Origin of the sequence: Acidovorax sp. NB1, from assembly GCF_005405905.1 — a bacterium.
Lineage (GTDB): Bacteria > Pseudomonadota > Gammaproteobacteria > Burkholderiales > Burkholderiaceae_C > Acidovorax.
The window spans coordinates 105,488-126,729 of record NZ_BJHU01000026.1; the positions used below are offsets into that span (position 1 = coordinate 105,488).

General features: G+C 66.3%; 23 protein-coding genes, 1 tRNA gene and 1 riboswitch. Of the genes, 14 read left to right on the forward strand and 10 right to left on the reverse strand.

Features of this window, described 5'->3' with window-relative positions; all coding sequences use genetic code 11:
• Positions 1-48: 48 nt before the first annotated feature.
• The 3 genes from AvAM_RS13530 to AvAM_RS13540 all read left to right on the forward strand — a co-directional run bounded on the left by AvAM_RS13530 (position 49) and on the right by AvAM_RS13540 (position 1,691).
• A complete protein-coding gene (locus AvAM_RS13530; RefSeq protein ID WP_137747546.1) occupies positions 49-1,041 on the forward strand; it encodes a DNA-directed RNA polymerase subunit alpha in 993 nt (330 codons plus the stop codon).
• Between the two features lie 158 nt (positions 1,042-1,199).
• A complete protein-coding gene (gene rplQ / locus AvAM_RS13535) occupies positions 1,200-1,592 on the forward strand; it encodes a 50S ribosomal protein L17 (RefSeq protein ID WP_063462385.1) in 393 nt (130 codons plus the stop codon).
• 22 nt (positions 1,593-1,614) lie between these two features.
• Positions 1,615-1,691: transfer RNA gene (locus tag AvAM_RS13540), tRNA-Met, on the forward strand.
• A 264-nt stretch (positions 1,692-1,955) separates the two neighbouring features.
• Here AvAM_RS13540 and nhaR read toward each other — a convergent pair.
• Complete coding sequence (gene nhaR / locus AvAM_RS13545; RefSeq protein WP_137747547.1) at positions 1,956-2,852, reverse strand: transcriptional activator NhaR; 897 nt, start codon at positions 2,850-2,852, stop codon at positions 1,956-1,958.
• A gap of 169 nt (positions 2,853-3,021) precedes the next feature.
• On the opposite strand from nhaR, the gene AvAM_RS13550 reads away from it, so the two are divergent.
• Positions 3,022-3,570 (forward strand): Rrf2 family transcriptional regulator, encoded by a 549-nt coding sequence (locus AvAM_RS13550; RefSeq protein ID WP_137747548.1) that lies wholly within the window; start codon positions 3,022-3,024, stop codon positions 3,568-3,570.
• A 35-nt stretch (positions 3,571-3,605) separates the two neighbouring features.
• On the opposite strand, the gene AvAM_RS13555 is transcribed toward AvAM_RS13550, so the two are convergent.
• The 3 genes from AvAM_RS13555 to AvAM_RS13565 are packed head-to-tail and all read right to left on the reverse strand — an operon-like array spanning position 3,606 to position 5,035.
• Positions 3,606-4,199, reverse strand: coding sequence for a MarC family protein (locus AvAM_RS13555; protein ID WP_137747549.1), 594 nt, complete (start codon positions 4,197-4,199; stop codon positions 3,606-3,608).
• Positions 4,196-4,609 carry a VOC family protein gene (locus AvAM_RS13560; RefSeq protein ID WP_137747550.1) on the reverse strand — a complete coding sequence of 138 codons (414 nt, stop codon included), beginning with the start codon at positions 4,607-4,609 and terminating at the stop codon, positions 4,196-4,198. The genes AvAM_RS13555 and AvAM_RS13560 overlap by 4 nt, the downstream gene beginning before the upstream one ends.
• Before the next feature lie 54 nt (positions 4,610-4,663).
• Positions 4,664-5,035 carry a TraR/DksA family transcriptional regulator gene (locus AvAM_RS13565; RefSeq protein WP_137747551.1) on the reverse strand — a complete coding sequence of 124 codons (372 nt, stop codon included), beginning with the start codon at positions 5,033-5,035 and terminating at the stop codon, positions 4,664-4,666.
• 159 nt (positions 5,036-5,194) lie between these two features.
• Here AvAM_RS13565 and AvAM_RS13570 point away from each other — a divergent pair, with 159 nt between their 5' ends.
• On the forward strand, positions 5,195-6,010 hold the full coding sequence (locus AvAM_RS13570) for an enoyl-CoA hydratase/isomerase family protein (RefSeq protein WP_137747552.1): 816 nt from the start codon (positions 5,195-5,197) through the stop codon (positions 6,008-6,010).
• A 57-nt stretch (positions 6,011-6,067) separates the two neighbouring features.
• Here the strand turns inward: AvAM_RS13570 and AvAM_RS13575 are convergent, their stop codons facing one another.
• Positions 6,068-6,712 (reverse strand): glutathione S-transferase, encoded by a 645-nt coding sequence (locus tag AvAM_RS13575; RefSeq protein ID WP_137747553.1) that lies wholly within the window; start codon positions 6,710-6,712, stop codon positions 6,068-6,070.
• A gap of 124 nt (positions 6,713-6,836) precedes the next feature.
• On the opposite strand from AvAM_RS13575, the gene AvAM_RS13580 reads away from it, so the two are divergent.
• From AvAM_RS13580 to AvAM_RS13605, 6 genes are all read left to right on the forward strand, one after another.
• A complete protein-coding gene (locus tag AvAM_RS13580; protein WP_137747554.1) occupies positions 6,837-7,205 on the forward strand; it encodes a DUF2946 family protein in 369 nt (122 codons plus the stop codon).
• Positions 7,206-7,287: 82 nt separating this feature from the next.
• On the forward strand, positions 7,288-9,606 hold the full coding sequence (locus AvAM_RS13585; RefSeq protein ID WP_137747555.1) for a TonB-dependent receptor: 2,319 nt from the start codon (positions 7,288-7,290) through the stop codon (positions 9,604-9,606).
• A gap of 14 nt (positions 9,607-9,620) precedes the next feature.
• Complete coding sequence (locus AvAM_RS13590; RefSeq protein ID WP_171012224.1) at positions 9,621-10,181, forward strand: YcnI family protein; 561 nt, start codon at positions 9,621-9,623, stop codon at positions 10,179-10,181.
• A gap of 62 nt (positions 10,182-10,243) precedes the next feature.
• Positions 10,244-10,750: a copper chaperone PCu(A)C gene (locus tag AvAM_RS13595; RefSeq protein WP_137747556.1), complete on the forward strand. Its 507-nt coding sequence runs from the start codon at positions 10,244-10,246 to the stop codon at positions 10,748-10,750.
• A 90-nt stretch (positions 10,751-10,840) separates the two neighbouring features.
• A complete protein-coding gene (locus tag AvAM_RS13600) occupies positions 10,841-11,710 on the forward strand; it encodes a PhaM family polyhydroxyalkanoate granule multifunctional regulatory protein (RefSeq protein WP_137747557.1) in 870 nt (289 codons plus the stop codon).
• Between the two features lie 78 nt (positions 11,711-11,788).
• Entirely contained in the window at positions 11,789-13,123 is a 1,335-nt protein-coding gene (locus AvAM_RS13605) for an FIST N-terminal domain-containing protein (RefSeq protein ID WP_137747558.1), read from the forward strand.
• A 56-nt stretch (positions 13,124-13,179) separates the two neighbouring features.
• Here the strand turns inward: AvAM_RS13605 and AvAM_RS13610 are convergent, their stop codons facing one another.
• Together AvAM_RS13610 and AvAM_RS13615 are read right to left on the reverse strand one after the other, a co-directional pair.
• On the reverse strand, positions 13,180-14,502 hold the full coding sequence (locus AvAM_RS13610) for a hemolysin family protein (protein ID WP_137747559.1): 1,323 nt from the start codon (positions 14,500-14,502) through the stop codon (positions 13,180-13,182).
• 94 nt (positions 14,503-14,596) lie between these two features.
• Entirely contained in the window at positions 14,597-15,790 is a 1,194-nt protein-coding gene (locus tag AvAM_RS13615; RefSeq protein WP_137747560.1) for a rhodanese-like domain-containing protein, read from the reverse strand.
• A 236-nt stretch (positions 15,791-16,026) separates the two neighbouring features.
• Between AvAM_RS13615 and AvAM_RS13620 the strand changes: the two genes are divergently transcribed.
• Complete coding sequence (locus AvAM_RS13620; RefSeq protein ID WP_137747561.1) at positions 16,027-17,241, forward strand: sulfite oxidase; 1,215 nt, start codon at positions 16,027-16,029, stop codon at positions 17,239-17,241.
• 1 nt (position 17,242) lies between these two features.
• A complete protein-coding gene (locus AvAM_RS13625; protein ID WP_137747562.1) occupies positions 17,243-17,581 on the forward strand; it encodes a cytochrome c in 339 nt (112 codons plus the stop codon).
• 56 nt (positions 17,582-17,637) lie between these two features.
• Here AvAM_RS13625 and AvAM_RS13630 read toward each other — a convergent pair whose 3' ends face one another.
• Positions 17,638-18,957, reverse strand: coding sequence for a D-amino acid dehydrogenase (locus tag AvAM_RS13630; protein ID WP_137747563.1), 1,320 nt, complete (start codon positions 18,955-18,957; stop codon positions 17,638-17,640).
• A gap of 91 nt (positions 18,958-19,048) precedes the next feature.
• Positions 19,049-19,169: riboswitch (glycine riboswitch) on the reverse strand.
• Positions 19,170-19,393: 224 nt separating this feature from the next.
• On the opposite strand from AvAM_RS13630, the gene AvAM_RS13635 reads away from it, so the two are divergent.
• Complete coding sequence (locus tag AvAM_RS13635; protein ID WP_137747564.1) at positions 19,394-20,188, forward strand: 2-keto-4-pentenoate hydratase; 795 nt, start codon at positions 19,394-19,396, stop codon at positions 20,186-20,188.
• A gap of 43 nt (positions 20,189-20,231) precedes the next feature.
• Here the strand turns inward: AvAM_RS13635 and AvAM_RS13640 are convergent, their stop codons facing one another.
• Together AvAM_RS13640 and AvAM_RS13645 are read right to left on the reverse strand one after the other, a co-directional pair.
• Positions 20,232-20,687 (reverse strand): YXWGXW repeat-containing protein, encoded by a 456-nt coding sequence (locus tag AvAM_RS13640; RefSeq protein WP_137747565.1) that lies wholly within the window; start codon positions 20,685-20,687, stop codon positions 20,232-20,234.
• Positions 20,688-20,846: 159 nt separating this feature from the next.
• Positions 20,847-21,227, reverse strand: a complete 381-nt coding sequence (locus AvAM_RS13645; protein WP_137747566.1) for a hypothetical protein — start codon at positions 21,225-21,227, stop codon at positions 20,847-20,849.
• Between the last annotated feature and the right edge of the window lie 15 nt (positions 21,228-21,242).

Consider the following 21,242-nt stretch of genomic DNA (forward strand, 5'->3'; position numbering starts at 1 on the left):
ACCAGCCTTACCGGTGTAACGAGCTGGGGGTATTGAGAGGAAGTCTGAATGCAAACCAATTTGCTGAAACCCAAGGCGATCAATGTCGAGCAGCTTGGCCACAACCGTGCCAAGGTCGCACTGGAGCCGTTCGAGCGTGGCTACGGTCACACGCTGGGCAATGCCATCCGGCGCGTCCTGCTCTCGTCCATGGTGGGTTACGCAGCGACGGAAGTCACCATTGCGGGCGTTCTGCATGAGTACTCGTCGATCGACGGTGTCCAGGAAGATGTAGTCAACATCCTTCTGAACCTCAAGGGTGTGGTGTTCAAGCTGCACAACCGTGACGAAGTCACGCTGAGCCTGCGCAAGGACGGCGAAGGTGTGGTGACGGCCCGTGATATCCAGACCCCTCACGATGTCGAAATCGTGAACCCTGATCACGTGATCGCCAACCTGTCTGCTGGCGGCAAGCTGGACATGCAGATCAAGGTCGAGAAGGGCCGTGGCTACGTGCCGGGCAACCTGCGCCGCTACGCCGACGAATCGACCAAGTCGATCGGCCGCATCGTGCTGGACGCATCGTTCTCCCCCGTGAAGCGCGTGAGCTACACCGTGGAAAGCGCCCGTGTGGAGCAACGTACTGACCTGGATAAGCTGGTTGTCGAGATCGAGACCAACGGCGCTATCACTGCTGAAGACGCCGTGCGTGCATCGGCCAAGATCCTGGTGGAGCAGCTGGCCGTGTTCGCCCAGCTGGAAGGTGGCGAACTGGCTGCGTTCGATGCACCTGCGGGCCCACGCGGCAGTGCAACGTTCGATCCGATCCTGCTGCGCCCTGTGGACGAGCTGGAATTGACAGTGCGTTCTGCCAACTGCCTGAAGGCCGAAAACATCTACTACATCGGTGATCTGATCCAGCGCACCGAGAACGAGCTGCTCAAGACGCCTAACCTAGGTCGCAAGTCGCTCAACGAAATCAAGGAAGTGCTCGCCTCGCGTGGTCTCACGCTCGGCATGAAACTCGAGAACTGGCCGCCAGCAGGTCTGGACAAGCGCTAAGCAGACGCTATAATCCTGAGTTGCCTGAAAAAACGGGCAACTCGGTTTGAGGTCCCCCGCGAGGGGGACTTTTCGTTCCTGTAGCAAGGAACAGTGCCTCGGACAGTACCTGACACGGCTGGCCGATTTAATTACATAGACAGTAGAAGGAAAGCACCATGCGCCACGGACACGGCCTCCGCAAACTCAACCGCACCAGCTCGCACCGCCTTGCGATGCTGCAGAACATGATGAATTCGCTCATTGAGCACGAAGCCATCAAGACCACGGTCCCCAAGGCCAAAGAACTGCGCCGCGTGATCGAACCCATGATCACCCTGGCCAAGGAAGACTCTGTTGCCAACCGTCGCCTGGCATTCAATCGTCTGCGCGACCGTGACAGCGTGACCAAGCTCTTCAACGACCTGGGCCCCCGTTTCAAGGTGCGCCCCGGTGGCTACACCCGCATCCTGAAGATGGGTTTCCGCGTGGGCGACAATGCGCCTATGGCTCTGGTCGAATTGGTCGATCGCGCTGCAGAAACCGAAAATAATTCGGCAGCAGCTGAATAATAGGGTATAATTTATTTCTTACCGCGCGATGGAGCAGTCTGGTAGCTCGTTGGGCTCATAACCCAAAGGTCGGAGGTTCAAATCCTTCTCGCGCAACCAAATACAGCGGTAACCGCTTAACAAAACGCCCACTAAACAGTGGGCGTTTTTGTTTGTGCCGTCGGCTCAGGCGCTGGATCTGACGGCCTGCTTCGTGCTGAGGCGCCGGTTCCGTGAGGTTTGGGCCTTAGCTGTTGCGAGTGAACCTGACGGATGCGATGCTCCGACGTGGTCTAGTCTGTCTGTCTACCCAGCCACCCTCCAGGCGTAAATCCCCCTAGGTCCGTAGAGCGGATATGTGGCTCGGGCCGCGCTGGGCTTTTTTCAGTGCGCAAAAAGATCCGCCTTCGCCGCTTTGGTGATGGCAACGACGCAGGGGTGGGTGATTCGCCGCTCGATAGAAATTGCGAAAAACTCCTCCACCAGGTCTGTGGATCTGCCGATGACTTCCACCCCGAACTGTGCGGTGGTCTCGTCATCCAGCACTGTGGGAGAGGTAAAGACGCCCCTGCCTTGGCGGCCGAATGCGTTCATGAGTGCGCTGTCGTCAAACTCTCCCACCAGGCGGGGCTGCAGGTGGTGCTTGTTAAGCCAATGGTCCAGCTGTTGCCGCACGGATGACATGGGCCCCTGGATCAGCATGGGTGCGCCGTGCAGGCACTGGGGAAACGGGCCCTCCAGCTGGGCGCGGAGGCTGGGGGCGCACAAGAAGCTCATGCCGCTGGTTCCCAGAGGGTGATTGAAGGCCTTTACCCCGATCTTCTTGGACACCGGCTCGTCAGCCAACACCAGGTCGAGTTTGTGCAGACTTAGCTGGGCGATCAACTCGGGGAACTTACCCTCGTGGCAAGTCATGTGCACCCGTTGCGGCATGCCTAAAGAGGGTTCCAGCAGGTGGTAGGCGACCGACTTGGCAATCGAGTCGGCGACCCCTACCCGGAATTCCAGCGGCTTTTCCTGGCCGCGCGACAGGCGGATGGACTTTTCCAGTTCATCTCCCAGCGCAAAAATCTGCTCGGCATAGCCCAGAGCGACCCGGCCTTCTGCTGTCAGTTCCAGGCCACGGCCTCGTTTCCTGAACAGATCGTGGCCCAGCCATTCCTCCAGCTGTTTGATCTGCCCGGACAGGGTCTGGGGGGTTGTGTGCAACTGTTCCCCGGCGCGCATCACACCGCCGGCCTTGGCTGCAGTCCAGAAATACCGCAAGTGCTTGAAGTTCATGACTGAGTGAGTGAAACACTTCGAAAAAAGCGAGCAATAAAACTCAATAAAACGAATATACGCGAAGTGTCAAAATCTCTACATTGAAGGCTTGGCCCTTTCCGTGGCTCCCAGCACCGGAGAAGGAACTGTCAGCGTTCTTGAAAACACACTCTAAGGAGTAGCAACGATGCGGATCACGACCAGAGGACAACTTGCAGTGTCGGCAATGACCGATCTGGCCTTGCGCCAGAAGATGCGGCCGGTGGCCCTGTCCACCATCAGTGCGCGCCAGGGCACGTCCCTTTCCTACCTGGAGCAGCTGTTCAGCGCCCTGCGCCGTGCCGGACTGGTAGACAGCACGCGCGGGCCCGGTGGCGGCTACACGCTGGCGCGCCGGGCAGACCAGGTATCGGTGGCAGAGATCATCCTGGCAGTCGAAAACCTGAAGGCAGACGATCTGCAGAACCTGGGCGCTGGCCAGGCCGCGCAGGTAAAGTCCATGACCGGCGACCTGTGGTCCACCTTCAACCTGCGTGTGATGGAGTACCTGCAATCGGTGACCCTGCAGGACCTGGTGGCCCAGCAGCTCGAAAAAGGTGTGGCGTTTGAAGACCCTGCTCCCGCTGCGGCAGCAAAGCCCAAGCTCATCCCCAAGCCCCGGCCCCTGATGGCCCGGGTGGGGGTGCCCAACTCGGTGTTTGCGCTGGGCTCGATGCCCTTGCTGCAGCGCCGCTGAATCGGCCCCGGGGGGTGCGCCCCGCAGGCTGCGAGCTACATCTGGTGTGCGAACTGCTTGATGCCGCGCAGCAGCATTTCCACCGAAATGGCGACGAGGATCAGCCCCATCAGGCGTTCAAACGCCATCACCACGCGCTCACCCACCAGGCGCTGGATGCGCTCGGCCATCAGCAGCACGATGGCGCACACCGCCATGGTGACGCACAGGGCGCCCACCCATTCGAGCTTGCGCTCGGGCGCCTGGGCGACCAGCAGCATCACCGTGGCCAGGGCCGAGGGGCCTGCCAGCGCAGGAATAGCCAGCGGCACGATCAGCGGTTCGCCGGGCAACTCGGCCTGCGGGCCAACGGCTGCCGGGAAGATCATGCGCAGCGCGATGAGGAACAGCACCACCGCACCGGCGATCTGTAGTGACAGATCGCTCAGGTTCATCACCCGCAGAAACTCCGCACCGAAGAACAGGAACACCAGCAGCAGCGCAAATGCGATCAGCACCTCGCGCAGGATCACCCGCGCCCGGCGTTCGGGTGCCACGCCACGCAGCGCATTGGCAAAGATGGGGATGTTGCCCAGCGGATCCGTGATCAGCAGAAGCAGGATGGTGGCGGACGCGAAGGTGTAGCTCACGTGGCGTACACCGCGTCCAGCGAGCGGAACCCCTTGATCTCGATCGGGTTGCCGCTGGGGTCGTGGAAGAACATCGTCCACTGCTCGCCCGGCTGGCCTTCAAAGCGCACCTGCGGCTCCAGCACAAAGGCGGTGTCCGCCGCCTTCAGGCGTGCCGCCAGCGCGTGCCAGTCGGCCAGCTCCAGGATGGCGCCGAAGTGGGGCATGGGCACCAGGTGGTCGCCCACATGGCCGGTACGGGCACTGGCAAACGGGGTGCCCAGGTGCAGCGAGATCTGGTGGCCGAAAAAATCGAAATCTACCCAGGTGTCGGTGCTCCGCCCCTCCTGGCAACCCAGCACGCCGCCATAGAAGCGGCGGGCGGCGTCGAGATCGGTGACGTGGAAGGCGAGGTGAAAGAGGCTGCGCATCCGGCGAAGGATAGCAGCCAGGGTTCTGTTCAATGCGTGGCGTGGCGTGGCGGCTCAGGCCGCGTGGCGGTGCTGCTCGGCTTTCTCCTGGCAATGCACGCAACGCGCTGCCTCGGGCGTGGCGTGCAGGCGGGCAGCGGTGATGTGAGCTCCGCAATCCGTGCACTCGCCATAGGTGCCCGCCTCGACGCGGGCCAGGGCTGCTTCCACGGCAGCCAGATGAGCGGTTTCGTGTTCGTCCAGTGCGAACTCCAGTTCACGCTCTGTGGCCCGTTGGGCACGCGGGTCTTCGGACTGGCCAAAGTGTGCGGCGGCGGCCTCGGCCCGGCCGATGGTGCCGCCGCGCTGCTCGGCCAGCTGCGCCAGCAGTGCGGCCTGTTGTGCCAGCAGCAGCTGGCGGTAGGTGGCGGCTTGGGTCGTGTCCATGCAAAGCTCCTGGTGCGGTCCCGATGGGAATGGATGCCCGATGGTGCGCCTGCGCGCGGCGTTGTACGTTGACCGGGGTCAAGGTGCGGTGGGGTGGCAGGGTGGCGGGCCGCCACAATGTCAGATCCCTCCACCCCAGGCGCCTTGTGCGCACCTGCCATGTCCACACCCGTCCCCCCGCCCGACTACCAACGCTACGAAACCCTGCGCATCGCCCGCCGTGGCGAGCAGGGCGCGGTGCTCGACATCCAGATGCGTGCGCTGAACGGCAAGCTGCCCACGGCGGGCCATCTGGGGCACCGCGAGCTGTGCGAGATCTGGCGCGACGTGAGTGCCGACGACAGCGTGCGCTGCGCCGTGCTGCGCGGCGAAGGCGCGGGCTTTTCGGGCGGCGGCGACCTGGCCATGGTGCAGGACATGACCGAAGATTTCGAGGTGCGCTGCCGCATCTGGAAGGAGGCGCGCGACCTTGTCTACAACATCGTGCACTGCGACAAGCCCATCGTCTCGGCCATCCACGGCCCGGCCGTGGGCGCGGGGCTGGTGGCGGGCCTGCTGGCCGACATCTCGATTGCGGCCAAGGGCGCGAAGATTGTGGACGGTCACACCCGCCTGGGTGTGGCGGCAGGCGACCACGCCGCCATCGTCTGGCCCCTGCTGTGCAGCATGGCCAAGGCCAAGTACTACCTGCTCTTGTGCGACCCCGTGAGCGGTGAGGAGGCCGAGCGCATCGGCCTCGTCTCACTGGCTGTGGACGAGGCAGACCTGCTGCCACGCGCCTACGAGGTGGCCGACCGGCTGGCCGCCGGCTCGCAGACCGCCATCCGCTGGACCAAACACGCGCTCAACCAGTGGCTGCGCCAGGCAGGGCCGATGTTCGAGACCTCCCTTGCCCTGGAGTTCATGGGCTTTGGCGGGCCCGATGCGCGTGAGGGCGTCGCGGCCTTGCGCGAGAAGCGCACGCCCCGGTTCTGACGCAGCAACGGATGCGGCTGCGCTGCGCAGCCGCTCAAGGGGCGCGTACCTCGGGGCTTACTTCTTGGGCCTTGCCAGCATTTCTGCGGTGTTGGTCTTGCGGTCGGCGTTCACCCGCTGAACATGGGGCCGCTCGCCCATGCGGGTGAGGTATTCGCGCACGGGCAGGTCGGCCAGGTAGTCACGGCCATAGATGATCTTGGTGGCCGAGCTGACCAGCGGCAGGTGCACGATGGCCGCGCAGTCGGCCAGGGTGAAGCTGTCGCCGCCCACATAGGGGCTGAACTTTGCCAATTGGCCGAAGGCGGCAATGTTCTTGGTCAGTTGCGCGCCCACCTTCTCCTTGGCGGTGTCGCTCACCGTGCCACCAAAGAAGGCCTGCGGGTACAGGTTGCGCGCCACCAGCTCCAGGTGCAGCTCCAGAAAGGTGATCAGCTCGCGCACCTTGGCGGCCTGGTAGGGGTCGGCGGGGATCAGCGGGTGCTCGGGGTGGGCGGCTTCGATGTAGTCTGCGATCACTGCCGATTCGCACAGCGGGCCGTGGGGCGTGCGCAGGTAGGGTACCTTGCCCAGGGGCGAGGCGCTGCGGTCGGTTTCGCCGACCCAGGCCAGCTCTTCGCTGAAAGGGAGGCCCTTTTCGAGCAGGGCGAGCTTGACCTTGTTGTAGTAGTTACTGGCCGAAAAACCGCAGAGCGTGAGCATGGGGGTGTCTCCTGTGTTGTTGTGAATGCCAGCGTGCATCCTAGGGCGGTGCCAGGGCCGGACCCGTCGCGCAGATGACCCTGGTCAAGGCGCTGCAGTGGGGGGCACCTACAATCAGGCGCTCATGACGCCCTCCCTGCAAACCCTCCGCAGCCTTCGCTGGCTCGCCCGCCTGGTGCTGGCGTGGTTTGTGGTGTCCATGGGCGTGGCTGTGGCGTCGCCGCTGGTCAACCCGCAGGCGATGGAGCTGATCTGCTCCGGCTCGGGCGCGATCAAGCTGCTGGTCAAGACCGACGATGGTGCGCAGGAGATGCAGAGCCACACGCTCGACTGCCCCCTGTGCGCGCAGGTGGGCGCACCGCCGCCCGCTTCGCATGCCCAGTTGCCTGCGGCCCATCCCCTGGCGCATGCCCTGCGCCCCATCCCTGCGGCGCACATTGCTGCGCGCACTGCCGCGCCGCTGCCGCCGCGCGGGCCCCCGGCCTTCTCCTGATTTGCTATCTGTTTGATAGCTGTTTGCGCTTGTCCATCGCGCGCAGACGGCCAATCTGGCTTTACATTCAGGAGTTAAACCCATGCGCAAAAGCCGCATGGCGCTGGCCGTGGCCAGTGCCTTTCCCATCGCCCTCACATTCACGTTCGCAGGGGCTGTGCCCGTGTGGGCTCAGACCACCGACAGCACCCATGCCCCCGTCAAGGAGCTGGGCGTGGTCACCATCAGTGGCGGCCAGCCCACCTCGCTGCCCACGCAGATCCCCACCACCATCGAGGGCGTGACGCGCGAGCAGATCGAGCATGCGATCAACGCCACCGACAGCGAAGACGCGCTCAAGTACCTGCCCAGCCTGCTGGTGCGCAAGCGCTACATCGGTGACTACAACCACGCCGTGTTGTCCACCCGCGCCTCGGGTACGGGCAACCCGGCGCGGTCCATGGTGTTTGCCGATGGCATCTTGCTGAGCAACTACCTGGGCAACGGCCCCACCAACGCGCCGCGCTGGATGCTGGTCACGCCCGAGGAAATCGAGCGTGTGGACGTGCTCTACGGCCCCTTCTCTGCTGCCTACGCAGGCAACTCGGTGGGCGCGGTGGTGGACTACGTCACCCGCATGCCGACAAAGTTTGAGGCGCACGGGCAGGTCAGCTACCAGCACCAGCCGTTCGACCTGTACAACACCAACGGCACCTACGGGGGCAAGCAAGTCAGCGCCTCCGTGGGCAACAAGAACGGTGACTGGTCCTGGTTCCTCAACTTCAACAAGACCGACAGCGAAGGCCAGCCGCTCACGTTCCCCACGCGCCTGGTGTCGGCAGGCGCCGTGGGTAACGCGGGCACGCCCGTGACGGGCGCGGTGCTGGGCAACAACCGCAGCAACCAGCCCTGGTACCTGCTGGGCACCGCCACGCAGTACCACACGCAGCAAGACCACATCAAGGCCAAGATCTCCTACGACCTCTCGCCCACCGTGCGGGCCGCCTACACCTTTGGCTGGTGGCACAACGAATCCGAAGGGCGGCCCACCAGCTACCTGCGCGACGCCAATGGCAATGCGGTGTACGGCGGTACGGTCAACATCAATGGCCGCTCGTTTGCGCTTGCGCCCACCGACTTCAATGTGTCCAATGAAGACCTCACGCACTTCATGCACGGCCTGTCGGTCAAGAGCCGCACGCAAGGCGTGTTCGACTGGGAGGTGGCGGCCAGCCTGTATGACTACCAAACCGACACCCTGCGCGCCGCCTCCGTGGCGCTGCCTGCGGCGCTGAACGGCGGGGCCGGGCGCATCGTCAACAGCAAGGGCACGGGCTGGAACACGCTGGCGGCCAAGGGCACCTGGCGGCCCGATGGCGTGTTGGGCGCGCACATCGTGGACTTTGGCCTGCAGCGCGACAGCTACCAGCTGCGCACGGTGGAGAACGCCACCAGCAACTGGATCAACGGCGCCGCAGGCGCCCGCAACCAGGCCTTCAATGGCGACACCCAGCTGATCGGCCTGTGGGCGCAAGACACCTGGAAGATCGCGCCGAAGTGGAAGGCCGTGCTGGGCGCCCGCGCCGAGCGCTGGAGCGCCAGCAACGGCCAGACCGGCAACGCCACCACCACGGTGAACCACGCCGAGCGCAACGAAACCTATGTTTCGCCCAAGGCCGCGTTGGCCTACCAGGCCAATGATCTGTGGGTGCTCAAGGCCTCCACCGGCCGCGCCGTGCGCATGCCCACGGTGGCCGAGCTGTACCAGGGCGGCATCAGCGGCAGCGGCACGCTCATCAACAACGATCCGAACCTGAAACCCGAAAAGAGCTGGACCACCGAGCTGACGGCCGAGCGGGACCTGGGCAACGGTTTGCTGCGCCTCACCGCATTTTTTGAGCGCACCAAGGACGCGCTGTACTCGCAGACCAATGTGCTCGTCACGCCCAACGTGACCAACGTGCAGAACGTGGACGCGATTCGTACCAAAGGATTGGAGCTGTCGTACCAGGCCGCCAATGTCTTTGTGCGCGGGCTGGATCTGGGCAGCAGCCTGACCTGGACGGATTCCAAGATCACGAAGAACGACAAGTTCCCGGCCAGTGTGGGCAAGTGGCAGCCACGCGTCCCCGAGTGGCGCGCCAGCGCCGTGGCCACCTACCGGCCCGACGATAAATGGTCGTACACCCTGGGCGCGCGCTACAGCGGCAAGCAGTACAGCACGCTCGACAACTCCGACCCGAATGGCTTTGCCTATCAGGGGGCGAGCCGCTACTTCACCACCGATGTGCGCGTGCGCTACCAGATCACCAAAGCGGTCAGCGCCGCCGTGGGCATCGACAACCTCAACAACTACAAGTTCTGGAACTTCCACCCCTACCCACAGCGCAGCTACCTCGCTGAGCTCAAGGTCAGCCTCTGAAAGGAACACATCCCATGTCTCTCGATACTATGAAAAAGATAGCTGCAATCGCTTTGCTGTCAGGCGCAGGAGGCCTTTTTTGCTCTGCATCTGCGCATGTGGTGCTCGAATACCAGGTGGCCCCGGCAGGCGCCAGCTACAAGGCCACGTTCAAGGTCGGCCATGGCTGTGGCGCATCGCCCACGCGGCAGATTGCGGTGGACATCCCGGCAGGCATGCGCGGTGCGCGCCCCATGCCCAAGGCGGGCTGGGCGCTGGAGGTGCAGCGCGAAAAACTCGCACAGCCCTACACCAGCCACGGCCGCAGCATCACCGAAGACGTGGTGCGCGTGACCTGGACGGCCAAGACCGCAGACGACATGCTGCAGAGCGCCCATTACGACGAATTCGTGCTGGTCGCCACCGCCCCCGAACAGGCGGGCACCGTGTACTGGCCCGTGCGCCAGGCCTGCGCCGAAGGCCGCAACGACTGGGTGGAAGTGCCCAAGGCCGGGCAAAAGCTTTCGGACCTGAAGTCCCCAGCCGCCGCGCTGGAAATTCTGCCCGGCGCGGGCGCCGGTGCCCACAATCACTGATCGAACTGGGCCTTTGTTGCCCGCACACATCACTTTCCTCTGCTGAACAAGGACCCTTCCCCATGAAAAAACTGCTCCACACCGCCGCCCTGGCGGCCACGCTCGCCGCTGCATTCGCCAGCGCCCCCGCCTGGGCGCAGACCGCCGCCGTCAAGGTCGAGGGCGCCTGGGCCCGTGCCAGCGTGCAGGGCCAAAAGGGCACGGGCGCGTTCATGCGCCTCACGGCCCAGGACAGCGCCCGCCTGGTGCGCGCCGAGTCACCTGCTGCGGGCGTGACCGAGGTGCACGAGATGAAGATGGAAGGCGACGTGATGAAGATGCGCGCCATCCCCGCGCTGGAACTGCCCGCTGGCAAAGCGGTGGACCTCAAGCCCGGCGGCTACCACATCATGCTGCTGGACCTGAAGGCCCCGCTGGCCAAGGACACTGCCGTGCCCCTGACCCTGGTGTTCCAGGACGCCAAGGGCATCGAGAGCAAGCTCACCCTCAGCGTGCCCGTGGCCACCACGCCGCCTGGCGGCGCTGCGGCACCAGCCGCTGCAGGCCACGGGCACGGCCACAAGCACTGAGGGGGCAGGGGCGGGAATCTGCCCCTTCCGGCCGCGACGCATTGGAGTAAGCTGTGGCCCCATCACAGACCCACCTCTTGCGGAGCGGCCATGAGCGACACATCCAACAACTTCGGTTTCGGCAAATTCGTCCCCGGTTTTGACTTTCTGCAAAGCCTGGCCAAGGGGGCGTCCAGCAGCATTCCGCAGTTGCCCAACCTCTCCAACTGGGTGGCCCCCACCATCAGCGTGGAAGAGCTGGAAAAGCGCATCGAAGAGCTGAAGGCCGTGCAGTTCTGGCTGGAGCAGAACTCGCGCGCGCTGGCCGCCACCATCCAGGCGCTGGAAGTGCAGAAGATGACCCTGGCCACGCTCAAGGGCATGAACTTCAGCATGGGCGACGTGGCCAACGCCTTCAAGCTCAAGACAGCCGACACCGTGATGAGCGGTGTGCAGAAAGCCGCCGACACCGTCACCGGTGCTGCCGAGGCGGTGACCAGCGCCGCCGCCCGTGTGACGGGCCGTGCCGCCGCCGAAGAGGAAGCCCCGGAAGAGACAGAAACCGATGCTGAACCCGCAGCGAAAGCGAAGCCCAAAGCCAAGGGCAAGGCCACTGACACGCCCGAGCCCGCCGTGGTGGACCCGATGCAGTGGTGGGGCGCGCTCACCAGCCAGTTCCAGCAGATCGCTGCCAACGCCATGAAGGACGCGGCCAAGCAGACCGCCATCGACACCACCAAGAACATGGCCACGGGCCTGGCCAAGGAGGCGCTCAAGACAGCCACCGGCATGGCCAGCCAGTTCGCTGCCAAGGGCATGCAGACCATGCAGGGCGGTGCCAAGCGGGCGGCAACATCGGCTGCCGCCAAAAAGCCTGCTGCTGCCAAGAAGCCCGCAGCGCGCAAGACCCCGGCAAAACCCGTCTCCAAGAAGGCCAGCAGCAGTACCCGCAGCCCAGCCGCCCGCAAGCGAGCGGGCTGACGCCAACGTGGGCGGGTGTGACAACCCGCAGGTGGTGCAATACCTGCCCGCCACCGCCCTGGCATGGAGATCACCACCATGAAACTATTTCCCACCGGCCACGCCACCCACCCACAGTGGCGCATGGCGGCCGCGCTGGTGCTGGCGCAGCTGCGCGCCCAGATGGCGCTGCCCGAATACGCCGCAGCGCCCACACTGGGCCTGCTCTACATCACCGACCACTACGGCAACGATGCCCAGGCGCTGCTCGACCACCTGAGCGCCGAGCTGCCCGAGGTGACCGACTGGAGCGGCACCGTGGGTGTGGGTGTGTCGGCCAACAACGCCGAGTACTTTGACGAACCCGCGTTGTCGGTCATGCTGCTCGACGTGCCCGCCGACCAGTACCGCGTGTTCTCGGGCGTAGCGCCGCTGCCCATGCATGCCCCCCGCCCGGGCAGCGGTTTTGTGGCGCACACGGCGCTGGTGCATGCCGACGGCCACACGCCCGAGCTGGCCGGGCTGCTGGCCGAAATGGCGGCGCGCACCGAGTCCGGCTACCTGTTTGGCGGCCTCAGCGCCAGCCGCACGGCCAGCGTGCAGTTTGCCGTGGGCGGCGACGGCAACATGGCAGGGCAGGGCGGGGCCAGCGGGGTGTTTGATGGCGGCCTGTCGGGCGTGGCGTTTGACGCCGGGGTGGCCCTGGTGTCGCGTGTCACGCAGGGCTGCCAGCCCGTGGGCGCGCTGCACACCATCACCGCCGCGCAGGACAACGTGGTGCTCACGCTCGATGGCGAGCCCGCGCTGGATGTACTGCTCGACACGCTGCAGGTATCGCTGGATGGTGGCGACCCGCAGCCCGCGCTGCGCAAGGTGCGAGCCACGCTGGCCGGGCTGGTGAATGCGGGCGAGCAGCCCCAGGGCCAGCGCCGCACGGGCCACTTTGGCACCGACACGCGGGTGCGCCACATCGTGGGGCTGGATGGCAGCCGCCGGGGCGTGGCCTTGGCCGACCAGGTGGAGCCTGGCATGCACCTGGCGTTCTGCCAGCGCAATGTGGCGGCGGCGCGTGCCGACCTCATGCGCATCTGCGCCGAGATCCGCGAAGAACTGTCGCCCGAGGAGCTGGAACCCGCACCGCTGGAATCGTCACTGGGAGCGCAGGGCAGACCGGCCCCCGCACCCGGACTGCCCGCTGCCCAGGGCGCGCCCCAGGCAGGGCGGCGCATTTGCGGCGCGATCTATGTGAGCTGTTCGGGCCGGGGCGGTCCGCATTTTGGCGGGCCCAGTGCCGAGCTGCAGATCGTGCGCCATGCGCTGGGCGATGTGCCGCTGGCGGGGTTCTTTGCGGGCGGCGAGATCGCCCACCACCATCTGTACGGCTACACCGGCGTGTTGACCGTGTTTGTGGACAGCGAACCCTCACCGTCCTGATGTAAAAAAAGGGGGGCTGGCTGGCGTGCAGCAACCCCCGCCATCGCCAACGGCGGTCAGCCCGCGCCGTTGTCGTCGGTCTCGGCCTTTTCTTCGGGCGTGAGCCGCGTGGCCAGGATCTTGTCGATGGTCTTGCCATCCATGTCCACCACTTCCAGCCGCCAGTCCTCCCACTGCACGGTGTCGGTCACCTTGGGCAGGCGGCCTGTCAGCAGCATGATCATGCCGCTGAGCGTGTGGTAGCGGCCGCGTTCTTCCTCGGGCACGGCGTCGAGGCCCAGGCGGTCTTTCAGCTCGGGCACGGGAATGTGGCCGTCCAGCAGCCAGCTGCCGTCTTCGCGCTGCAGCGCCCACGAGGTCTCGGGGTCGCGCGGCTGGAACTCGCCGGTGATCGCCTCGATCAGGTCCTGCAGCGTGACGATGCCCTGCACCTCGCCGTACTCATCGATCACGAACGCCATGTGCACATCCGACAGGCGGAAGTTGTCCAGCAGCTCCATGCCGGTGATGGTTTCGGGCACATACAGCGCCGTCTGCAGCGCCTGCTGGGTCAGGCCCTGGCTGCGGTCGCGCAGGGCCTTGGCCATCCACTGGCGGGCGTTGATCACGCCCAGGATGTTGTCCATGCCGCCGCGCACCACCGGGAAGCGCGCGTGGTCGGATTCTTCGATGCGCTGCAGCGTCTCTTCGAACGGCGCATCGATGTCCAGGCACACCACGTCGCCGCGCGGCACCATCAGCGAGCCGATCTGGCGGTCGTCCAGGCGGAACACGTTGCGCACCATGGTGTGCTCGTGCGACTCGATCACACCGGCGGTGGTGCCTTCGACCAGCATGGCGTGGATCTCTTCCTCCGTCACCGGGCTGCCGCTGGTTTCCTTCACGCCCAACAGGCGCAGCAGCGTGCGGGTGGAGGTGGACAGCAGCAGCACAAACGGCTTTGTCGCCAGCGCCAGCAGGTTGATGGGCCGCGCCACCAGGCGCGCAAAGGTCTCGGGGTACGACTGACCGATGCGCTTGGGTACCAGCTCGCCCACCACGATGGAGAAGTACGTGATCAGCACCACCACCAGGCCGGTGGCCGCATAGCCCCCGTAAGGCAGCGGCACGCCCAGGCGCTCCAGCCAGGCGGCCAGCGGGGCGGCCAGTGCGGCCTCGCCCACGATACCGTTGAGCACGCCGATCGACGTGATGCCGATCTGGATGGTGGAGAGAAAACGCGTGGGGTCTTCGCCCAGCTTCACGGCAGCGGCGGCACCGCTATCGCCCTCATCAATCAACTTTTGCAGCCGGGCTTTGCGGGCCGTGACCAGAGCAATTTCTGACATGGCAAACAGGCCGTTGAGACAGATGAGGGCGAACAGTATTGCTATTTCCATACAAAGGGCGCCTTGCGCGCCCTTGGGTGTTGAGTTGCAAGCGATTGTACGGAAGGGGCGAGCGCCCCATTTTTCCGCAGGGTCGGGGGCCCACTCAGCCGCCTTCGGTGGGCAGGCCCATGGCATCCCACTCGGGCAGGCCGCCGCGCAGCCAGTACACCGATTTGAAGCCCTTGGCGGCGGCCACCTTGGCGGCCTTGTAGGACTTCCAGCACTCGGCACCGTTGCAGGCAAAGATCACGGGCTGGGCCTTGTCCAGTTGGGGCAGCTTGTCCAGCGCCTGGAAGTCATCCTGTGCAGCGTTGAAGGCCACATCCTTGAGGCTTTTTTCCACGTAGGCCGCAAACACGGCGCCCCGGATGCGTTTGGTCTTGAATTCCTTCTCGGTGCGTGTGTCCACCAGGGTGGCACCTTGCGCCAGCAGGGTCTGGGCCTCGCGTGCGGTGATGCGGCTCACCCCGGGCAGGCTGGTGGGGGTGAACAGGCCCAACTCGGCCACCCGGCGGTATTCGCTGGCTTCGGGGCGCAAGGTGACGGGTGGCAGGCCGGTGGAGATGGGCGTGGCGCCAAACCACTGGGCCAGCCGGTTGCGCGCGTCGGCGGGCAGGTCTTTCTTCACGACCACCGAGAACCCCCCGGGCACCGGCTGCGAGGTGGCCAGCACGCGTGCGGTGCCGGGGTGCGCGGCGGCCCATTCGGCCCAGTCGTCCTCGCGCACCACGGTGGCATCGGTGGAGCCCAGGGTCAGGGCCGTGAGGCCCGCCTGGGGAAACTTTTCATACTGCACGGCACGCAGGTCCTGGAACGAGAGCCCGGCCTCGTTGAGCATGCCGCGCGCCATGTAGGTGTAGATGGAGTCCTGCTGCGGCAGGTAGAGCCTGCGGCCCTTCATGGCGGGCACGGCGTCGATCTGCGCCAGCCCCACCAGCAGGTATTTGTCGGACTTGTGGGTGGCTCCCACCAGCTCGTAGCCCCGCTGCAGGGCCGAGGCCGCCACCTGGGCCGGGCCGATGAAGATGTCGTAGCCCGCGCTGCGGGTAGCGCGCATCACGTCGGCCAGGTCGTCGCTGGTGGCCAGGGCCACGGGCTGGCCCGAGGCCTTGGCCAGGCCCGACTCGGCCGCCGTGCGCAGGATCGAATGGGCGGCCTTGCGTGCGGTGGGCTCCACCGCCACGATGGCCGTGAGCTGGGCCAGCGCCGCGCTGCAGCCCAGGCCCCAGCACAGCAGTGCGGCCAGGCGGATGTGGTGACGGGTGCGGGGGGCCTGGGGGTTTTTGTAGGTGTTCATGGCATCGCCCTTTCTCTTTCTCTCTCTGCCGAAGCGGCGAATATGCCCACGCCGCCTGACATGCGTGCGGATGTTTCTGATGTTTTGTATTTGTTACTTCTGTTAACGCAATGTTGCGTGCGGTGGGCCGGGGCTGCCGCACAGAATGCGGGCTGCCTCCGTGTCGGCCTGAGGAGGCTGCCGCCGGGCCGGGCCATTCCGCCTGCCCATTCCACCCCCCATTCGGAGACCTTCGCATGACACATTCCACGACCTTGCCGCGCCGCCATTTGCTGGCCGGAAGCGCTGCCGCCCTGGGCGCGCTGGGCCTGGCCGGATGGACGGGCACCGCCCGGGCCCAGCAGGCGACCGCTGCCGCTGTCAAGCCGCTGCCTGCCTATGCAGGCTGGAAGACGCCAGACGCCCTCATCGTGCACAGCACCAGCACGCTGGAGACGCGGCGCTCTGCATTCGGCACCAGCGTCATCACGCCCTCCAACCAGCTGTATGTGCGCAACAACCTGCCTGCACCCGATGCCGCCATCCTCGACAACCGCGATGGCTGGGCCGTGGCGATCGAAGGGGTCAAGAACCCGCGCAGCCTGACACTGGCCGAACTCAAGACCCTGGGCGTGGAAACCGTGGCCACCGTGCTGCAGTGCTCGGGCAACGGGCGGGGCTTTTTCCCCAGCAAGCCCAGCGGCACACCCTGGCAGGTGGGCGCTGCGGGCTGTGTGGTCTGGAGCGGCGTGCCGCTGCGCAATGTGGTGGCGGCTCTTGGCGGCCTGGCCGACGGCGCTGCCTACCTGACCGGCACGGGTGGCGAGAAGCTGCCCGAGGGCGTGGACCCGCTCACCGTGCTGGTAGAGCGCTCGGTGCCCGTGAAGGCGATGGACGATGCGCTGCTGGCCTGGGAGATGAACGGCGAGCCGCTGTCGCTGGCGCATGGCGGCCCGCTGCGGCTGGTGGTGCCCGGTTACCAGGGCGTGAACAACATCAAGTACGTCAAGCGTGTGGCCTTTGGCAGCGCACAGTCGCAGGCGCGCATCATGTCGCACGGCTACCGCATGTCGCCGCCCGGCAGCAAGGCCAGCCCCGACCAGCCTTCGGTGTGGGAGATGGGCGTGAAGTCCTGGATCAACGGCCCGCTGCCCGACAAGGGCGCACTCAAGCCCGGCCAGGTGCAGGTGCATGGCGTGGCATTTGGTGGCACACGCAGCATCAAGGGCGTGGAGGTGTCGGTTGATGGTGGCAAGACCTGGCAGGCGGCCAAGCTCATCGGCCCCGACCTGGGACCGTTTGCCTGGCGGCAGTTTGCGCTGCCCGTGCGCCTGGAGGCGGGCAGCCATGTGCTGGCCAGTCGCGCCACCGACACGGCGGGCAATGTGCAGGCCGAGCAGCGCGAGGAAAACCTGGGCGGCTACAACAACGCCAGCTGGCGCGACCACGCTGTCACCGTGACCGTCGCCTGACATGGGTAGATTGAACCGAGCACGCCGCCTTGCCGTGGCGGCGTGGGCCGCTGGCGCCTGTGCGGCGGCTGGGGCTGCCGACCCCGCCGAACTGGCACGCGGCAAGGAGCTGTTCACCAAGATCCAGCCTGCCTGCGCCGTGTGTCACACACTGCAGGCCGCCGGTGCCGAGGGCCAGGTGGGCCCGGTGCTGGACGAGCTGAAACCCGACGCAGGCCGCGTGCTGCGCGCGCTCAAGGCGGGCATCGGCGTGATGCCGTCCTATGCCGAGCGCATGAGCGAGAAGGACATGCAGGCTGTGGCTCAGTTCGTGGCGCATGCCACGGGCGCGGCCAAGTAGGCGCAGCCTTTCGCAGCGGTTGCAGCAGCGCTGCCTCGCTGCAACCGCATGCAGCTTCAGGCCGCCGTGCGCGACGGCACCAGCGCCGCCCCGGCTGCGCGCCCCTGCAAGCCCTGGAACGCAAAGTCCACCTCGGGCACCCGGCCGCTCACGATGTCGGCCAGCGCCTTGCCCGAGCCGCAGGCGTGCGTCCAGCCCAGCGTGCCGTGGCCGGTGTTGAGGAACAGGTTGCCCACCTTCGTCTTGCCGATCAGTGGCACATTGCTGGGCGTGGCAGGGCGCAGGCCGCTCCAGAACTGCGCCTGGGTGGTGTCGCCTGCGCCGGGGAAGAGCTGCTCCACACGCCGCACGATGGCCTCGCAGCGCACCTGGTTCAGGTGGCGGTCATAGCCGTTCAGCTCCGCCGTGCCCGCAATGCGCAGGCGGTCGCCGCCGCGTTCGCTGGTGTAGCGAGAGAACACGAGCTTGAACTCATCGTCCGTCAGGCTCACCTGGTGCGCCTTGGACGCGTCCTTCACCGGCATGGTCACCGAGTAGCCCTTGGCCGGGTAGATGGGCAGCTGGATGCCCAGCGGCTGCGCCAGCAGCGGGCTGAACGAGCCCATGGCCAGCACAAACGCATCGCCGCGCACACGCTCGAAGCGGCCTTCGGCGTTGGTCACTTCCACATGGTCGATGCGGCCACCTGCCTCGCGCAAGGCGGTGATGTGGTGGCCCATGCGGAACCGCACGCCCGCCGCCTCGCACAGCTTGGCCAACTCGCGCGTGAACTGGTTGGCGTCGCCGGATTCATCTTCGGCCGTGAACGTGGCGCCGGCCAGCTGCGGGCGGATATGGGCCAGGGCAGGCTCGATGCGCACGGCCTCGTCGGCGCTGATGACCTGGCGCTCGCAGCCCAGCGCGCGCATCTGCTCGGCAGGGGCCAGGGCGCCGTCAAATTCTTTTTGATCGGTATAGAAGTGCAGGATGCCCTGCGTGCGCTGGTCGTACTGGAGGCCGGTGGCCGCGCGCAGCTGCTGCAGCGTGTCGCGGCTGTAGGTGCCCAAGCGCACGATCTGCTCGATGTTGTGGCGCGTGCGCGCGGGCGTGCAGTTGCGCAGGAAGGACAGGCCCCACAGCCACTGCCGCATGTCAGCGCGCAGGCGGAAGAGCAATGGCGCATCTTCCTTGCCCAGCCATTGCAGCACCTTGAGCGGCGCACTGGGATTGGCCCAGGGCTCGGCGTGGCTCACCGAGATCTGGCCGCCGTTGGCAAAGCTGGTCTCGGCGCCGGGTGAGCCCTGGCGGTCGATGACGGTCACCTCGTGACCAAGTTGCGAAAGGAAATAAGCCGAAGTCACGCCGAGCAAGCCGGCGCCCAGAACGATCACGCGCATTTTTGAAGCCTTTTAAGGGGTCTGCGCCTGATGGGTATGCGGTAGCAGCTACTAAATCAATAGCAAGCAGCTGGCGCATGTCCGCCAGGCTGCCGCTCCCCCTGTCCTTGGTACCTGAGAGATTCACCGCCATCCCACCCGGGCTGCGGCTTGCTCCTTCGGTGCGCCACCACGCTGCGGACAGGTGGTGGCGGCTCTCCAGACGGCTTTGAAAAATGGTGCAGTACGGGACCTGAGCGTGTATGGGAGTTTGCGCCTTCGGTGCACAGCGGGCGTTGCCGCCGTGCTCTCCTGCGGGGGCCATTCTAGGAGCGCCCGGCGCGCAAAAACCTGCTCCTGCGAACTAATGGACCGCAATCGTTGCTGATGCTGGCGCTGTAGGGCCCGGTGGCTGGTAGCCATAATTTGCCAACATCCCCGACCCTGGAACCACCCCATGCCCGATACCGCCTTTGATCCGCAGACCAGTGCCGCCGTGCTCACCATGGCCCGCCAGGGGCGCACGCCCCGCCCGTTCGACCTGCCCACGGCACTGCGCCCGCAGAACGCCGCCCAGGCCTATGCCGTGCAGGACGCCGTGGTGCGCGAGCGCGGCGAAGTCGCGGGCTGGAAGGTGGGCGCGGCCGCGCCCGATGCGTTGCCCGCGCGTGCAGCGCTCACCCGCGATTCGGTGTGGGTGGCGCAGACCCCGCACGCCGGGGAGGCCGCAGTCCACCTGCCCGCCGCCGGTTTTGCGGTGCTGGGGGTGGAGGCGGAACTGGTCTACGAACTCGGCACCGACCTGCCCCCGCGCGAAACGCCCTACAGCGCAGCTGAGGTGCGTGCGGCCCTGGTGTCGGTGCGGGCCGCCATCGAAGTGTGCGACACGCGTTTTGCCGCCTGGGCCCGACAGGGCGAATGGAGCCGCCTGGCCGACCAGGCCTGCCATGGCGCCCTGGTGGTGGGCACAGGCACGGCCGATGTGGCGGCGGTGCAGCCGCTGGCGCAGGGTGTGGATCTGTGGGTGAACGAGTCGGTGGCCGTGCAGCACACCCGCTGGGGCAACCCGGCGGGCGACCCGCTGCGGCTGCTGGCCTGGCTGGCCAACGAAGGCGCGCACAGCCTGGGCGGGCTGCGCGCGGGTCAGTGGGTGACGACGGGCTCGTGCACCGGCACCGTGTTGGTGGCGCCGGGCACCCGGGTGGTGGCGGACTTCCCGGGCCTGGGCCGGGCAGAGTTGGTGTTTGACTGACCTGCCTGCCGGTCAGCACAGCCCTCGGCCCGGTGCCTGCCCGTCAGCGGCGATACGGGTTGTCGGGGCTACGGTCGTGGCGGTTGGACACGCCATCGCCATCGCGGTCACGGTCGTGGCGGTTGGGAACACCGTCACCGTCGCGGTCCCAGCCGCCGGGCTGCATATTCCAGCGGCCGCCATGTTCCACCCAGCGCGGCTCGCGGTAGTGGTAGCCCGGGCGGGCCTTCACCCAGTGGCCTTGTAGCCAGACATGGCGGTGGCCGCGCCACTCCCAGTGGCCAGGCACCCAGACCATGCCCCGGCGTGGGTGGGGCGCGGCTTCGTAGCGGGGGGGCGGGGGCGCCTGGTACTGCACCACCACTGGCGCAGGGCCGTGGTAGCGGGGCGCGTCCGTGCCGATGACAACGGTGGCGCTGGTGTGCTGCGCGTGCGCCGCCGTGGCGGCACCCAGCGTCAGCAGGGCGATGGATACAGCGGCGAGTGCATTGCGGGCCATGGTGAACTCCTCAAAATGATCCCTGTCGGAACCGGAGCCTTCATGCTGCGGGCTCTGCGTCAAGCCGGTGTAGTCGAATTGCGAAGTGTTGTGAAGTTGTGTTTCCTGGGGCGGAGGCGCATAGGAAGAGTGTGATTTTTTTCACGCTCGCGGTGGGGCTCATCGCCACCAGATCACCACGGCCAGCAGCATCAGCGCCACCCAGGCGGGGTGGCGCCCCTCGGTGGCAAAGAACACCAGCAGCCCGCAGGCCAGCGTGGCGCCCGCCGCCACATCGGCCACCCAGGCGCCCAGGTTGGTGTCCGCAGGCACTGTGCCCAGGCGCCACAGCAGCGCGCTGAAAGCCCAGCCCAGCACCGTCACCAGGTGCCAGCTGCCCCAGAGGATGCGCACATGCCCCTCGCGCAGCACGGGCTGGCCGCCCGTGGGCACCACGCCGCGCAGGCGCAGCGAGCGGAACACCAGGATTTCTCCGAGCACGGAATGGGCGGCGCCCACCAGGGCCAGGCCCAGGGCGGCAAGGACCAGCGATGTATTCATGTTTTTTCTCCTCCC